The following is a 14,054-nucleotide window of genomic DNA, read 5'->3' as shown; positions in this document are numbered from 1 at the left end:
GATGGCTCTGGTTGTCGAACTCGTCTCCCCCGAGGAGATCGTCTACACCGGCGAAGCCGAGATGGTGGTGGCCCGCACAACTGACGGGGAGATCGCGTTCCAGCCCGGCCACGTACCGTTCTTGGGCGTCCTCGTGCCCAGCGAAGTCCGCGTGTATACCACCGACGGCGCCAAGACCACCATTGCCGTCGAGCGGGGCTTCGTGGAGGTTTCCCACGACAACGTCGCTCTCCTCAGCGACTCCGCAACTGTCAGCTGATCGCTCACTAGCACTAGTTTGGTCCTAATCTGCTCTAGGGCTGTTGGAGCTGTTTGGAATGGTATTGGGAAAATCTCGCAGACCGCGTTGGGAGCGGGCCTTGGTCACCGGGGCTTCGGCGGGCATCGGGCGGGCGATAGCCCAGCAGTTGGCCGCTGCGGGAGTTGACTTGGTGCTGGTGGCCCGAAACGGTGATCGGCTGGGGGATCTGGCTAGGGATCTGCGAGCGGATGGCGCAGGGCCGGAGGTGGAGGTGCTGGAGGCCGACTTGTGCGATCCGGATGGCTTGGCCGCGGTGGAGAAGCGGGTGGTGGCCGAGGAGGCGCCCATAGACCTGCTGGTCAACAATGCTGGTCTGGGTTACGAGGGGCCATTTCACGCTCAAGACGCTTCAGAGGTGTGGGAGACCATTGGGCTCAACGTCATGGCGCTGGTACGACTGACCCATGCTGCCCTGAAGACGATGGTCGATCGGGGGCGGGGTCAGGTAGTTCTCGTGTCGTCGATGGCCTCGCTTCAGGGGATGCCCATGACCGCGGTCTACTCGGCGACCAAGGCTTTCATCACCAGTTTTGGTGAGGCCGTCTACGAGGAGCACAAGGGCACCGATGTGGGGGTAACCACTGTCTTGCCGGGATTGACCCGTACCGAGTTTCATGAGCGGGGGCGCTGGAGTCTGGACAAGTGGCCCTCGGTGGGGTGGCAGGATGCCGACGAGGTGGCCGCTGAGACGTTGGCGGCTGCGGCCCGATCTCGGCCCGAGGTGGTTACTGGGCGCATCAACCGGGTTCTCGCCGTGATGTCGGGCGTTTCTCCCCGACGCATTCGCCGGACACTAATCGGCCAGGCCGCCCGTCGCGCCTGGCCGGAAAGATCATGACTACCGGGAGAAGCACATGAAGACAAGGTGGCGATTCCTGGCCGTTGTTGCCCTCGTTCTGGTCTTCGCCTCTGCCTGTTCGGATGATGATCCTGCGCCCATTGCGTCGACGCCTGATGTCACAGCCGCGCCGGAGACGGACGCTGTTGAGTCTGATCCCGGAGAGACGGCCAGAGAATCCGAACAGCCCGCACCGACAGAGGAAGCGGATGAGTCTGAACCTGATGCCAGTGTTCAGGACGATGCTGGGCAGGAACCGCCGCCCGAAAGCTCGGAGGCAGAGGCCACTGAACCCGAGACACCTGAGGCAGCGGACGCCGAGGAAGCAGACCAAGGGGTAGTCCAGCCGGAAGAAGAGTCCGCTCTAGAGCAACTCCGCCGTCGGATGGCGGCGGCGGCGGCGTTCGGGGGCCTTGTTCCGTCTATGGCCATCGTGGAGGAATTGCGCCGGAACGCCGAGGGGTTTTCCTATGAGATCGGTGTTCATGGTGGCACCATCACGGTGGCGACAATTTCCGAGCCCCTCACGTTCAACCTGGCGCTGGCCAGGGATGCCGGATCGTCTGGCGTGCTCGGGTACTTGTTCGAGGGCCTCACCCAGACCTCATGGCTGAACGATGAGATTGAGCCGCTTCTGGCGCAGTCGTGGGAGCGCTCCGACGATGGACTGCACTGGGTGTTCCATCTGCGCGACGACGTGCAGTGGCACGACGGCACGCCGTTCACCGCCCACGACGTGGAATTCACCTTCAACCGGGTGATCTACAACGACGATTTCCAAGCGGCGAGCCGGGCTTCTTTCGAGTTCCGGTTCCTGAATGATGAGACCGGTCAGTGGGAGCAGTCGCAGATGACGGTCACGGCGCTGGACGACCTCACCGTGGAATTCGTTCTCCCGCAGCCGTTCGCGCCGTTCCTGCGCTCGTTGGGCACCGCCATCTACCCCAAGCACATCCTGGAAGAACCCATCGAGGCGGGCACCTTTGAGGAGTTTTGGGGCATCGATACCGATCCCACCGAAATCATCGGCACCGGCCCGTTCACCATCGGGGAATACACACCCGGGGAGCGATTCGTGTTCGAGCGAAACCCCGACTACTGGCTGGTGGACGATGCTGGAGAGCACCTGCCGTATCTCGACCAGGTTGTGCAGTTGATTGTGGAGGACTTGGAGGACGAACTGACGCTGTTCCGCGACGGGACAACCGACTTCCACGGCGTATTGGGCGAGGAGTTCGCTTTGCTCGATCCAGTGGCCGATGCGGAGAACTTCACCCTGCACCGCCGCGGCCCCGGATTCGGCACCAATTTCCTGGCCTTCAATCAGAACCCCGGGATCAACGATGCCGGCGAGTCCTATGTCGATCCGATTCAACTGCACTGGTTCCAGAACGTGGCATTCCGGCAGGCCATTGCCTACACCATGGACAAAGCAACCATGATCGACCGGGTCCAGCACGGTCTGGGCTATCCGCAGTGGTCTTCAGTAAGCCCGGCAGCCGGTGACTTCCACAACCCCGAAGTACGCCAGTACGCCTACGACGTGGATCGAGCCAACGAGATCCTTGACGAAATGGGCTGGCTTGACACCGACGGCGATGGCATCCGCGAGGACGACTTGGGCAACCCCATCTCGTTCACCTTGGTTACCAACGAGGGGAACAGCGTGCGGGCCGAAATCACCGGCATCATCCACGAGGGGATGACCGCGATCGGCCTCGACGTTGATTTTCAGATTGTTGAATTCGGCAGCATGGTGGCCCAGCTCACCGCCACCTACGACTGGGAGGCCATGGTGATTGGGCTGACCGGGAGTCCCGATCCCTTCGGCGGTATGACCGTGTGGCACAGCGGCGAAGGACTGCACCTTTGGCATCCGAATCAGCCTGAGCCCGCCACGGAGTGGGAGGCTGATATCGATGAGCTGTACATCGCCGGCAGCAAAGAGCTCGACCACGAGCAGCGGGTGCAGCACTACTGGGATGCGCAAGCGATCGTCGCCGAGAACGTTCCGCTCATCTACACCACGCAGTCCGAGCGGCTGGGAGCGGTCCGCAACGTGTTCGGCAACTACACGCCGACGCTGTATGGCTACTGGGACCTGCGCTACCTGTTTCGCGCTGATCAGTGAGAGAAGGCCCCTGTCGAGTTCAGGGGCGGTCGCCTAGCCGAACTCGATAGCGGAGAAGCTGTTCAGCTTCTCCAGTTGGTGGTCGGCGTTGACCAGCCGAACGGTGCCCGACTTCGACCGCATAACCAGCGACTGAGTGCTGGCGTGGTTCTTGTAGTAGTGGACGCCTTTGAGCAGATCCCCATCGGTGATGCCGGTGGCGGCGAAGAAGCAGTTGTCGCCCTGCACCAGCTCGTCTGCGTCGAGCACCTTGCTCACGTCGCGCCCCAGCTTCTCAGCTTCCTTGCGCTCCCTGTCGTTGCGGGGCCAGAGCCGGCCCAGCAGCTCTCCGCCCATGCACTTGAGGGCGGCGGCAGCGATTACCCCTTCTGGCGTTCCCCCGACGCCGAACAAGATGTCGGCCCCCGAGTCGGGCCACGCGGTGGAGATAGCCCCCGCCACATCGCCGTCGGGTATGAGGCGGATGCGGGCTCCGGCATCGCGCACCTCGGCAATGAGCTCAGAGTGGCGATCGCGGTCGAGGATCACCGCAGTCACGTCCCGCACCGACTCGCTTTTGGCCTCGGCCACCAGCTCGAGGTTCTGGGTGGGAGAGTTGTCCAAGGAAATGCCGTATCCGGTGCATTCGGGGCCGTACGCGATCTTCTCCATGTAGACGCAGGGTCCAGGGTTGAACATGGTGCCCCGATCGGACACCGCGATCACCGACAGGGCGTTGCCCCGGCCCAGAGATGTGAGCGTGGTGCCGTCGATAGGGTCGACTGCGATGTCGCACTCAGGAGGTGTTCCATCGCCGATCAACTCTCCGTTGAAGAGCATGGGGGCTTCGTCCTTCTCGCCCTCGCCAATGACCACGATCCCGTCCATCGGCACAGTCCGCAACAGCACACGCATGGCTTCTACGGCCGCGCCATCGGCGCCCTCTTTGTCGCCCCGGCCCATCCATCGGGAAGCGGCCAGAGCAGCGACCTCGGTCACTCTGACCAGCTCCATCGCCAAATTGCGGTCGGGGGTCTCAGGCGATGCGTTCACGTTGCCCAACCGTAGCGCTGCCCACCGCTGACTTCATGTTTCCACGGCCGTGTTGCTGCGACGATGCGACCTGGTGGATGTGGTCTGAAACTCCGTGACGCACCGAGGCCGCGATCAGGCTGCTCGACAATGCGATTGGACCGTGTGGTCTGAAACCATGTTCGACATGGTCTGGTGCTTCCAATGCGGTGCCTCCTACGACGAAGACGTTTCGGAGTGCGTGGAGTGCGGCGTGGCCACCTTTCCCACACCCCCGCAGCCCGCCGAAGAGGTGGGCGGTCCCGACGACGAGCAGATGGCCTACGAGTTCCACGAATGGGTCTACGACGCCCGCAACGGCTTGGAGGCCGAGCTGCGGTCCCTTGGGCTGGAGCACGCCTGGTTGGGCCCGACGCTGATCGTGTGCGAGGCCGACGAGGAGGCAGTCGACCAGGCGGTGGAAGGGGTTCTACGGGCCCGGCTTCCCAAACTCGATAAGAGCCAGCCTGCGGTGGTGTATGAGCTGGCGAACTACGACGACGCTCACAAGGGAGACATTCTGAGCGAGCTGCTGAGCGAGGGCATCGCCCACGAGATGGACTACGCCGGGAACTTGGAGGTGGGCGAGGCCGACGAGGATGCAGTGGATGCGCTGTTCGACCGACTGGCCAACTCGGTGGCCCAGAGCCAATTCGGGCCGGGACTGCCGGGAGTGGAGCCTTATGAGGTACTGGAGGCGCTGTTCTTCTCGGCCGACCGGCTTCGCCGAAATACCTCTGACAGCAAGGCGGTGGAGGATTTTGCGCTGGCCCACGAGAAGGTAGTGCAGCTCAGCCTGCCGTGGGGGTACGACGCCGATTTCTGGCGGGCCATGCTCGACGCCGCCGATGGGTTGCGGGAGGCCCTGGTGGCCGGTCCCGATCCCACTGAGGGAGACGCGCCCGCAGAGCAAGCGGCGTATGGGCTGCGGGAATTACTGCGCCGGTACATGTAATGGCCGCCCGCACGGTCGAAGGCTTGGTGCTGACCCACGGTGCCGGTGGAGATCGCGACCAGCACACATTGGTGGCCATCGCCGAGGGCTTGACCCCGCTGCCGGTGGAGCGAATCAACTTCCCCTATCGGAATCAGGGCCGTCGACCCCCTGATCGGGCCCCCAAACTGCTGGCCTTCTTGCGAGAGGAGATTCCGGCCATTGCCCGGCGTTGGGAGGTTGAGCCTGGCCATTTGGTATTGGGGGGCCGGTCGATGGGTGGGAGGATGTGCTCGATGGCGGTGGCCGAGGGGATGCCCGCCGCTGGCCTGGTGCTGTTGAGCTATCCGCTGCACCCGCCGAAGAAACCTGAGAATCTGCGAACTGAGCATTTCGACGCCATAGAGGTTCCCTGCTTGTTCATCTCCGGAGACCGTGACCCGTTTGGCACCCCCGAGGAGTTCGAGCAGCATTTGCCTGCCATCAAGGGCCCGGTGACCACTGTGTGGCTCGAAGGCGAGGGTCACGACCCGAAGAAGGCTGATGCGGAGATCGTCGGCGCGGTATCAGGCTGGTTGGAAGATCTCTAAGCGTCCTCGGGGTTGAGCTCCTCCAACGATCTCCTGGTGGTCTCCGGATAGAAGAGCAGCACCAGGATGGCGACGAGGATTGGGCCGGCTACCAGGACGGTGAACGCGGTGCCGTAGCCCCAGGCGTCGGCCATTACTCCGGCGGCAGCGAGTCCGGCGGCACTGCCGGCAACACCGGCAATGCCGAGGAGTCCGTTGGACTCCGACCTTCGCATGGTGCCGAACATTTCTGCTCGGTACACCCCCAGCGTCGGCACGGTCGTGGCGGTCATGAATGTTCCGATTGCTATGAGGACCCACATGGGCCAACCCGCCAGGGTGAAGTGCCATAGGGCGAACAACGCGCCGCCGCTCACGCCGATCGAGGCAAGGACCCGTCGACCCCGAAGGTCGGCCAGCTTGCCGGCGATGAGCATGCCCGGACCTGCCGTCCAGGCGGTGAGCAGGGTGAAGATCGTGATCTTGGTAGCGCTAAAGCCCCGTTCGTCCCGTAGGAAGTCGTTTTGCAGTTGAGAGGCCGGGGCGGCGAACAGCAGTACGGCAAACGAGGTCACGGCCAGCAGCAGCAGTCGGAAGGGGTACTCCGTTGGCAATTTTGCTCGAGGCTGTCGTCGGGCAGATTCGAATCGCTGGGATTCGGGCAGCCTGCGGGCCGCGAATAACACCAGAGGCAGTCCGGCCAGTGCCACTACGAAGCTGAGTCGCCACGCGGTTACCCCCAGGTCGGCCAACGGCACGGACCCGACGGCAATTCCCGAGCCCAACCCAGCGGCCAACCCCAGCATGGAGGCCACAAAGGCCCGGGAGCCGGCCGGTGCCTCTTCGAGGGCGAACACAAAGATGAGCAGGGCCATGGCGTGGGAAAGTCCCCGGGAGATTGCTTGGACTGCGGTCAAGGTGGCCAAATTGGCAACCAAGGATGTCGCTGCGGAGGCCAAGATGGCGCCAAATGCGGCATAGAGCAGAGTGCGCCGACGGCCCTTCCGGTCGGCAACCGCGGCTACAGCCACCGTAATCAGGATGCTGAGTCGGATCAGCGACAGGGCAATGCCGGCGGCTGATTTGCTCTCTCCAAACTCGTCTCGGGCGAAGGTGATTGTCTGGCCGAGCAGCGTCCCCAAGAATCCGGCGATCACGGCCAGGATGGCCAGAAGCGCCACGATCTGAGCCTGCCGGGCGGTGAAGCGGTCGGGGGGATGCCACCAAGGAAGGTCTCGTCCTTGGCGCAGAGCACGGCTGACTGGGATGGTGAAGAGCACCCACCAAACTGGGATGGCCAGTCGATAGTCGAACCGTTCGGTGATCTCTACCTGATCAGAGCCGATCGGCTCGATGGTGACCAATCGGCGGTAGTGATCCATTGGCCCTTCTACGGCGGTAAAGGCGCCATCGCCCTCGGCGCGTTCCAAGACGATGTCGGAGCGGGGGGTCAGCAAGCCGTGGGGCCCGTTCAGTACCCCATCGGCGGCATCGTTGCTCAGAACGCGACGAGAGATCACTCGGGCCATGGAATGGAGAGGAGTTTAGTTTTGAGCCGCATACGCCCGTGGTTACCCATGACTGTCTGAGCGGGGCTGCGGGGACCATACTTGTCGGGTGGAGCGTGTCCATCAGGAGGACTTCGATCGGCAGGATCGCATCGAGGTGCGGGGCAGTGGTCCCTTAGAGGGGTCGGTGGCTATCAGCGGGGCAAAGAACTCGGTGCTGAAGCTCATGGCTGCCTGCCTGCTCACCGAGGGCACGTTCACAATCCGCAATGTGCCCGACATCGACGATGTGACAGTGATGGCCGATGTATTGCGGTCGATGGGGGTCTCGGTCAGCCGGACGGACGACGCTCTCGTCATTGAGCGTCCCGCAGCCATCGCTCCCGAGGCGCCTTATGCGCTGACCGAGCAATTGCGGGCTTCCACAGCGGTGCTCGGCCCGCTGCTGGCCGGGACCGGGCATGCCCGGGTGGCTCTGCCTGGCGGAGACGACTTTGGTCCTCGGCCCATCGACATGCACATTGCCGGGCTGGAGGCCATCGGCTGTCGGTTTGAGATATCCGGCGGGGACGTCTACGCCACTGCCGACAATCTGGTGGGAAATTCCGTGTTGCTGGAGTATCCCAGCGTGGGCGCGACTGAGAACGTGATGATGGCTGCCGTTTTGGCCAAGGGAACCACAGTCATCGACAACGCCGCCCGAGAGCCGGAGATCGCCGATCTGGCCGGCTTCTTGAACCACATGGGTGGCCACGTCATCGGGGCGGGTACGTCTACCATCACGGTTGAGGGGGTAGAGGGGCTCCGTCCGGTGGAGTACACGGTGGTGAGCGACCGGATCGAAGCAGCCACGTTCATGGCCGCCCTCGGTGTGGCCGGCGGGGAGATCACCCTGGTGGGCGCCCGTCTCGACCATATGGCGATGCTGTGCCGCAAGCTGGGGGATATGGGGGTGCGGACCTCGTCCGACCCCGACGGTGTTTGGGCCATGTGCAGCGGTCGCCTCCGCTCTGCTGATGTGTCCACGCTGCCCTATCCCGGCCTTCCCACCGACTGCAAGCCGCTGCTGGTGGCCATGCTGTCGGTGGCTGAAGGGGTGGGGATTGTCACCGAGAATCTGTTCTCAGGGCGGTTCCGCTACGTGGACGAACTGGTTCGGATGGGCGCCGATATCCGCACTGAGGGCCACCACGCGGTAATCCGGGGTGTGGAACGGCTCAGCGGGGCACCGGTACGGGCATCCGATATCCGGGCGGGGGCGGCCCTGGTGGTTGCTGGACTAGCTGCCGATGGTCTCACTGTGGTTTCCGATCCTCACCACATCGACCGGGGCTACGAGAACTTCGCCGACAAGCTCAGTGCTTTGGGCGCCGATGTCCGCCACGAGAAGCCCGGCGATTAGCAAGGAACAACAGGCCGGCGAGTAGGGCTAGCGGGGCGGCCACCAAGAGAATCTCGTCCCAACCGCCCTGGTGGGCCAGCAATTCCACAGTGGCGATTCTGCCAGACGCTTGCTGGATTCGATCAAGCGAGATCAGTGGGAGGGTTGGCGAACGCTTCGCCTGCTGAGAGAATGGAGGGTGTGCAAGACGCGGTCGCCAAGGTTATCGAGGCCATACGTCCCGCAGTGCAGGCTGACGACGGCGATATCTTCTTGCGAGGGGTGGATGAGGAAACCGGCGTGGTCAGCGTGGAGCTCGTTGGCGCATGTGTGAGCTGCCCGGCCTCAACGGTGACGCTCAAGGCCGGGGTGGAGCGCATTCTCAAAGACCGGGTTGAAGGGGTCACCGAGGTGGTGAACGTGGGCCAGAACCTGCTGAGCGATGGTTCACCGGTTGGTTTGTAGCTGAATTCTGCGACCATGATCCCGCAGCGAACCGACACCTGGTACGTCAGCTATGCGCTCATCGCCGCCAATGTGGCGGTGTTCATTGTCGGCATCGCCATGGGGGATAGCTTGGGTGGGGGCGGCGATGGAAACGGTCTCGTATACCGTGCTGCCACGCTGGGGGGAAACATCGAGTACTTGGACGAGTGGTGGCGGGTGTTCACCGGCGGTTTCTTGCACCATGGCATGTTCCATCTCGCAGTGAACATGTTCTCGCTCTACATCCTGGGTCTGGCGCTTGAGCAATCTCTGGCGAAGATCCCGTTCTTGGCGGTGTACTTGTCTTCGTTGGTAAGCGGATCGTTTGGAGCATTGATCGAGACGCCCAACTCACTGGTCGCCGGGGCATCGGGTGCCATTTTCGGATTGATGGGCGCTCTTGCGGCTTTGTACTTGGTCCAAGGGGTGGGGTTGTTCCAGACCCCGATTGGGCCGATTCTGGCCATCAACTTGGTGATCAGCTTCACTGTTCGGTCGGTTTCGCTGGGTGGCCACATCGGGGGGCTCATTGGCGGCTTTCTCGTGGGAGCCGCCGCCGCCCAGGCGATCCGCCGCCGGCAGCACACCACCGTGATTCCGGTACTTGCCGCGGTTGTGGTGGCCGGGGCTTCCTTAGTCGGCGCCCTATGGGCTGCCAGTCGCTCCACCGTGGTTCTTATTGTCGGCTAGGCGAGCTGGGCCCGCAGCGTCTTCAGATTGTGGCGCCATATCCACTCGAGGATGCGGGCCCCGACAATGTCGCCCAGCAGACCCCCCATCCACCAGGGGAACTGGAGCTCCTCGGTCCAGCAGAATTCGGTGCGGTCAGTGCCTGCCGGCGCGAGGGTGAAGCGTCCCTCGCCGGTGACCAATCCGGTGTGGCGTACGCCGATGGCCTCCTTCTCGGCCCATTCGGTGACCACCATGGCGTCGTTGAGGCGGAAGGGGCCGATCTTGGTTCGGCAGTCGAAAGCTGTTCCTACCCCTTCAGTCTGGGGACTGCGAAAGGAAATCGACTCAGCGTCGGCCATCCACTCGGTATGGGAGTCGATACGGCGCACGTACTCCCACACCGCGTCGGTGGGCGCCTCGATGGTGGTGGAAACCCTTATCCTGGCCATTCGCTCTGATTCTAAAGTGGGTGTGGCGGCCTAAGAGCGGTCCGTGAGGTCGAAAGAAGCGGCGGCACCGTAGAATTCAGGCCATGCCCAACGCCGACATCGAGTTCTTCTGGGATCCGATCTGCCCGTTCGCGTGGCTCACTTCTCGGTGGGTGACCGATGTGGCCCGCCAGCGGGACTACTCGGTGGACTGGCGGCTGATCTGCCTGTCGATCCTCAACGAGGACAGCGACTACGACGACTTTCCTGAGGGCTATCAGGAACTGCACCACAAGGGCCGGCGCATGTTGCGGGTGGCCCAGGCGGTACGCGAGCAGCATGGCGCGGCCGCATCTGGCGACCTGTACACCGCCTACGGGTCAACCATTTGGAATCCCGATGCGGATATTCGCTCGGCCATGGGCGAGGTGGCTTCCGACGGGCACTTGGCGGGCGCACTGGAAATGGCCGGCCTTTCGCCGGAGTCGGTGGCGGCGGCCGAGGACGAGTCGCTGGATGATGCGCTGCGAGACTCCACCGAAGAGGCGCTGAGCCGTACCGGGAGAGATGTGGGAACTCCGATCATCACCTTTCACCACAACGGAGGTTTCACCTCGTTCTTCGGACCGGTGGTGAGCCAAGTGCCACCCCCGGAGGAGGCCGTGCGCTTGTGGGACGCGGTGGTGACGCTGGCCGAGTGGCCTTCGTTCGCCGAGCTCAAGCGCTCTCGGCGCGACGACCTGGTATTCCCCTCGGTGTAGAAGAAAGATGGTTGTCATGGCATCTGAGGCGATCGCATATCTGGACAATGCCGCCTCAACCCCGCTGTGCTCGGAAGCGGTGGAGGCCATGGTTCCTTTGCACCGGGAGCTCTATGCCAACCCCACCGGCGCTCATCGGATGGCCCGGGACACCCGCCGTCGAATCGACGACGCCCGCGACGTGATGGCCGAGGCTTTGGGCTCAGAGCCCGGGGAGATCGTGTTCACCGGCGGGGGCACCGAGGGCGACAATCTGGCGGTGGTAGGTCGGCACATGAAGGTCGGCGGGGTGACGGTGTGCTCGGCCATCGAGCATCACGCGGTATTGGAGCCGGTGGAGCATTTAGGTGGCCGGGTGGTGGCGGTGGACGCGGCCGGGGTGATCGACCTGGATGCCTTGGCCGCGGCCCTGGACGACGATGTGACCGTGGTGTCGGTGATGTTGGCCAACAACGAGACCGGCATGGTGCAACCGTTGGCAAAGGTGGCTGAAGTGGTTCGCGCTTCGGCTCCCAATGCGGTGCTTCACACCGACGCGGTGCAGGCCTTTCCCTGGCTGGACGTGGCCTCGCAGGCCGCGGGAGCGGATCTGATTTCCGTGAGCGCCCACAAGTTCGGCGGTCCCAAAGGTGTGGGGGCGCTGGTGGTGCGTGATGGTGTGGAGCTCTCGCCGCTGCTGCTTGGCGGCGGCCAGGAGCGGGGATTGCGTTCGGGTACCCACAACGCTGCGGGCATTGTTGGTATGGCCGCGGCTGCCGAAGTGGTGCTGAAGAGTAGGGCCGAACAGGTGGTTCGTCTGGCCGGTCTGCGGGATCAGCTGGTGGATGGAATCCTGGATGCAGTGCCCGACACCGTTGAAACCGGGGAGAGGTCGGGCAAGGTGGCCGGGTCGGCCCACCTCTGTTTCGAGGGCATCGAGTCGGAGGCGCTGCTGTTTCTGCTGGAGGATGCCGGGGTGTACGCCTCAGCGGCATCGTCGTGCTCCAGCGGGGCACAGGACCCCTCCCATGTGCTGGCCGCCATGGGCTATGACCGGATGCTGGCCGGAGGATCGCTGCGGCTCTCGCTGGGCTATGAGACCGCCGACGCCGACATCGACCGGGCGCTGGCTGTGGTTCCCGACGCGGTGGCCCGGCTGCGGGCCTACGGCAAGGGCTAGGGGAAAGGGCCGAGGCGATGCGGGTTTTGGCGGCGATGTCGGGGGGCGTGGACTCCTCGGTGGCGGCCGCCATGCTGGCCGAGCAGGGCCACGAGGTGGTGGGCGTCACCCTCAAGCTGTGGGGCGGCGAGTCGGACACCGGGTGCTGCTCAGTGTCGGATGTGGAGGATGCCCGCCGGGTGGCCGATCTCCTGGGCTTGCAACACCATGTGTTCAACTTCGGCGATGCCTTCGACCAGCGGGTGGTGGCTCCGTATGTGGACGACCACGCCGTTGGGCTGACGCCAAACCCTTGTATCGAGTGCAACCGCCACATCAAATTCGACAAGCTGATGGTGCGAGCCGACGCGCTGGGATTCGACGTGGTGGCCACCGGCCATCACGCTCGCCTGGAGGCGGCTGGCGGCGGATTCCGGGTGCGGCGGGGCGTGGACGCGGCCAAAGACCAGTCCTACGTGCTCTACATGCTGGGTCAGCAGCAGATGGCCCGACTGATGCTGCCCATCGGCCACTTGACCAAAGCCGAGGTACGGGATCGGGCCGCCGCCCTCGGCCTACGGAACTCGGCCAAACCCGACAGCCAGGACGTGTGTTTCATTGCCAACCGGGCCGGGGGACGTCAGGGATTTCTGTCTCGTCGCCTGGGCGAGTCGCCCGCCACCGTGGTGGACACCGACGGGACGGTGTTGAGCACCGTTGAGACCGTGCAAACGGTGACCATCGGCCAGCGCCGAGGCCTCAACCTAGGCGGCACCGACGAGCCCCGGTATGTGACCGATGTGGACATAGCCGGGGGTCGGGTGACCGTGGGACGACGAGAAATGCTGTACACGCCGACCCAAGAAGTGATCGAGATCCAATGGGCCGACGGAGAGGTGGATGGCCCGCTCGACATCCAGGTGAGCGCCCACGGCACCCCTGCGGTTGGAGTGGTGGATCAGGCGGGCAGAGTGAACTGGGCTGAGCCCCAGCGCCGCGTGGCCCCCGGCCAGGCGGTGGTCTTCTATCAGGGAGATCTGGTAGTCGGAGGCGCGGTCGCGGCCTGATCGGGTAGCCGTCACCAAAGCGTCTTCTTCCAATACGTGACGCAGTAGTAGGCAAGCCTCCTCCTATAAAGTTCCGTTGCTTTCTGGAAGGATGAATGGATGCGCGAATCCGGCGAAAGGCAGGCCGCAGAAGGAAATGGCAACTGAGGGGATGGAGAATCCGGTCCTCAATTCGCCATTTGAAGAACCGCAGACCCATTTCGAGATTGGTGCCCATGGTCCCACTGGAGAAGTTCTAGAGGGGCGAAGACCAAGCGAGTCGTTCATCCCGGTCCCTACACCGAAGAAGCGAAAGAAGACAGGAGAGCAGGGTCAGCTCGACTTCGACACCACCGGTGAGCGGATCAAAAAAACGCCCTGATAAACGATGTGCGCCGCGAAGTCGAGCTTTGGCGGGCGCGCGACTATCCGGGGGTCACCCCCTATTCAAGAAAGCTCTTGTCTTACTGGTCGGCTGGTCCGCCGACTCGTGATGAGCCAGTGTTCTTCTGTCAGAGAGAAGCGGCTGAGACTGCGATCTATTTGGCAGAGGTGGCTGGTAGACATCACGGAGCGTCGGATTATCGGCCGAGGTTGGACCAAGCGAACAAGATCCACAACGACGGGCTTCCACGTCTGGGCCTGAAAATGGCAACGGGGGGTCTGTCAGTTTTTTACAGACCCCCAAGTGACAGTTCCTACCGCCCTTTTCTCGCTGAGGCCTCTTAGATCTAGGGCAGGGAAGCAGAGCGAGCAGGGTCTGTCAGTTTTTTTGTGTAACCGGTCGTGATGGTTTTCATTTGATGTGGTC

The 14,054-nt window shown here is 63.4% G+C and carries 14 protein-coding genes; 11 read left to right on the top strand and 3 right to left on the bottom strand.

Going from position 1 to position 14,054, the window contains the following annotated elements; genetic code table 11:
- The first annotated feature begins 1 nt into the window (after position 1).
- The 3 genes from OXG30_01650 (at position 2) to OXG30_01640 (ending at position 3,270) form a co-directional block, all read left to right on the top strand.
- Positions 2-259 carry a F0F1 ATP synthase subunit epsilon gene (locus OXG30_01650; GenBank protein ID MCY4133605.1) on the top strand — a complete coding sequence of 86 codons (258 nt, stop codon included), beginning with the start codon at positions 2-4 and terminating at the stop codon, positions 257-259.
- A 100-nt stretch (positions 260-359) separates the two neighbouring features.
- The gene (locus OXG30_01645; GenBank protein ID MCY4133604.1) at positions 360-1,139 is read left to right on the top strand and encodes an SDR family oxidoreductase; all 780 of its coding nucleotides are present in this window, start codon (positions 360-362) and stop codon (positions 1,137-1,139) included.
- Between the two features lie 16 nt (positions 1,140-1,155).
- Positions 1,156-3,270 carry an ABC transporter substrate-binding protein gene (locus OXG30_01640; GenBank protein MCY4133603.1) on the top strand — a complete coding sequence of 705 codons (2,115 nt, stop codon included), beginning with the start codon at positions 1,156-1,158 and terminating at the stop codon, positions 3,268-3,270.
- 33 nt (positions 3,271-3,303) lie between these two features.
- Here OXG30_01640 and glpX read toward each other — a convergent pair whose 3' ends face one another.
- Entirely contained in the window at positions 3,304-4,263 is a 960-nt protein-coding gene (gene glpX, locus OXG30_01635) for a class II fructose-bisphosphatase (GenBank protein ID MCY4133602.1), read from the bottom strand.
- 196 nt (positions 4,264-4,459) lie between these two features.
- On the opposite strand from glpX, the gene OXG30_01630 reads away from it, so the two are divergent.
- On the top strand, positions 4,460-5,275 hold the full coding sequence (locus OXG30_01630) for a hypothetical protein (GenBank protein MCY4133601.1): 816 nt from the start codon (positions 4,460-4,462) through the stop codon (positions 5,273-5,275).
- Complete coding sequence (locus OXG30_01625; GenBank protein ID MCY4133600.1) at positions 5,275-5,844, top strand: dienelactone hydrolase; 570 nt, start codon at positions 5,275-5,277, stop codon at positions 5,842-5,844. The genes OXG30_01630 and OXG30_01625 overlap by 1 nt, the downstream gene beginning before the upstream one ends.
- Here OXG30_01625 and OXG30_01620 read toward each other — a convergent pair.
- Complete coding sequence (locus OXG30_01620) at positions 5,841-7,352, bottom strand: MFS transporter (GenBank protein MCY4133599.1); 1,512 nt, start codon at positions 7,350-7,352, stop codon at positions 5,841-5,843. The genes OXG30_01625 and OXG30_01620 overlap by 4 nt on opposite strands.
- Positions 7,353-7,482: 130 nt before the next feature.
- Between OXG30_01620 and murA the strand changes: the two genes are divergently transcribed.
- The 3 genes from murA to OXG30_01605 all read left to right on the top strand — a co-directional run bounded on the left by murA (position 7,483) and on the right by OXG30_01605 (position 9,888).
- On the top strand, positions 7,483-8,733 hold the full coding sequence (gene murA / locus OXG30_01615) for a UDP-N-acetylglucosamine 1-carboxyvinyltransferase (protein ID MCY4133598.1): 1,251 nt from the start codon (positions 7,483-7,485) through the stop codon (positions 8,731-8,733).
- A gap of 171 nt (positions 8,734-8,904) precedes the next feature.
- Positions 8,905-9,177, top strand: a complete 273-nt coding sequence (locus OXG30_01610; GenBank protein ID MCY4133597.1) for a NifU family protein — start codon at positions 8,905-8,907, stop codon at positions 9,175-9,177.
- 15 nt (positions 9,178-9,192) lie between these two features.
- Positions 9,193-9,888, top strand: a complete 696-nt coding sequence (locus OXG30_01605) for a rhomboid family intramembrane serine protease (protein MCY4133596.1) — start codon at positions 9,193-9,195, stop codon at positions 9,886-9,888.
- Here the strand turns inward: OXG30_01605 and OXG30_01600 are convergent.
- Positions 9,885-10,319, bottom strand: coding sequence for an SRPBCC family protein (locus OXG30_01600; GenBank protein MCY4133595.1), 435 nt, complete (start codon positions 10,317-10,319; stop codon positions 9,885-9,887). The two genes, OXG30_01605 and OXG30_01600, sit on opposite strands and share 4 nt — an antisense overlap.
- Before the next feature lie 83 nt (positions 10,320-10,402).
- Between OXG30_01600 and OXG30_01595 the strand changes: the two genes are divergently transcribed.
- The 3 genes from OXG30_01595 to mnmA are packed head-to-tail and all read left to right on the top strand — an operon-like array spanning position 10,403 to position 13,264.
- Entirely contained in the window at positions 10,403-11,059 is a 657-nt protein-coding gene (locus OXG30_01595) for a hypothetical protein (protein MCY4133594.1), read from the top strand.
- A 16-nt stretch (positions 11,060-11,075) separates the two neighbouring features.
- Positions 11,076-12,218 carry a cysteine desulfurase family protein gene (locus tag OXG30_01590; protein MCY4133593.1) on the top strand — a complete coding sequence of 381 codons (1,143 nt, stop codon included), beginning with the start codon at positions 11,076-11,078 and terminating at the stop codon, positions 12,216-12,218.
- Positions 12,219-12,235: 17 nt separating this feature from the next.
- A complete protein-coding gene (mnmA, locus tag OXG30_01585; protein MCY4133592.1) occupies positions 12,236-13,264 on the top strand; it encodes a tRNA 2-thiouridine(34) synthase MnmA in 1,029 nt (342 codons plus the stop codon).
- Positions 13,265-14,054 lie beyond the last annotated feature (790 nt).

This window comes from bacterium, from assembly GCA_026708015.1.
In the GTDB taxonomy this organism is placed as follows: Bacteria; Actinomycetota; Acidimicrobiia; order Acidimicrobiales; family Bin134; genus Poriferisocius.
Note: the sequence above shows the minus strand (reverse complement) of the source record. Positions and strands in the feature narration are given on the sequence as shown.

Bases quoted from the DNA above. Each gene is read 5' to 3' on its own strand.
- OXG30_01650 (MCY4133605.1), top strand. From the start codon at position 2: ATGGCTCTGGTTGTCGAACTCGTCTCCCCCGAGGAGATCGTCTACACC.
- OXG30_01640 (MCY4133603.1), top strand. From the start codon at position 1,156: ATGAAGACAAGGTGGCGATTCCTGGCCGTTGTTGCCCTCGTTCTGGTC.
- glpX (MCY4133602.1), bottom strand. From the start codon at position 4,263: ATGGAGCTGGTCAGAGTGACCGAGGTCGCTGCTCTGGCCGCTTCCCGA.
- OXG30_01630 (MCY4133601.1), top strand. From the start codon at position 4,460: ATGTTCGACATGGTCTGGTGCTTCCAATGCGGTGCCTCCTACGACGAA.
- OXG30_01625 (MCY4133600.1), top strand. From the start codon at position 5,275: ATGGCCGCCCGCACGGTCGAAGGCTTGGTGCTGACCCACGGTGCCGGT.
- OXG30_01620 (MCY4133599.1), bottom strand. From the start codon at position 7,352: ATGGCCCGAGTGATCTCTCGTCGCGTTCTGAGCAACGATGCCGCCGAT.
- OXG30_01610 (MCY4133597.1), top strand. From the start codon at position 8,905: ATGGAGGGTGTGCAAGACGCGGTCGCCAAGGTTATCGAGGCCATACGT.
- OXG30_01605 (MCY4133596.1), top strand. From the start codon at position 9,193: ATGATCCCGCAGCGAACCGACACCTGGTACGTCAGCTATGCGCTCATC.
- OXG30_01600 (MCY4133595.1), bottom strand. From the start codon at position 10,319: ATGGCCAGGATAAGGGTTTCCACCACCATCGAGGCGCCCACCGACGCG.
- OXG30_01595 (MCY4133594.1), top strand. From the start codon at position 10,403: ATGCCCAACGCCGACATCGAGTTCTTCTGGGATCCGATCTGCCCGTTC.
- OXG30_01590 (MCY4133593.1), top strand. From the start codon at position 11,076: ATGGCATCTGAGGCGATCGCATATCTGGACAATGCCGCCTCAACCCCG.
- mnmA (MCY4133592.1), top strand. From the start codon at position 12,236: ATGCGGGTTTTGGCGGCGATGTCGGGGGGCGTGGACTCCTCGGTGGCG.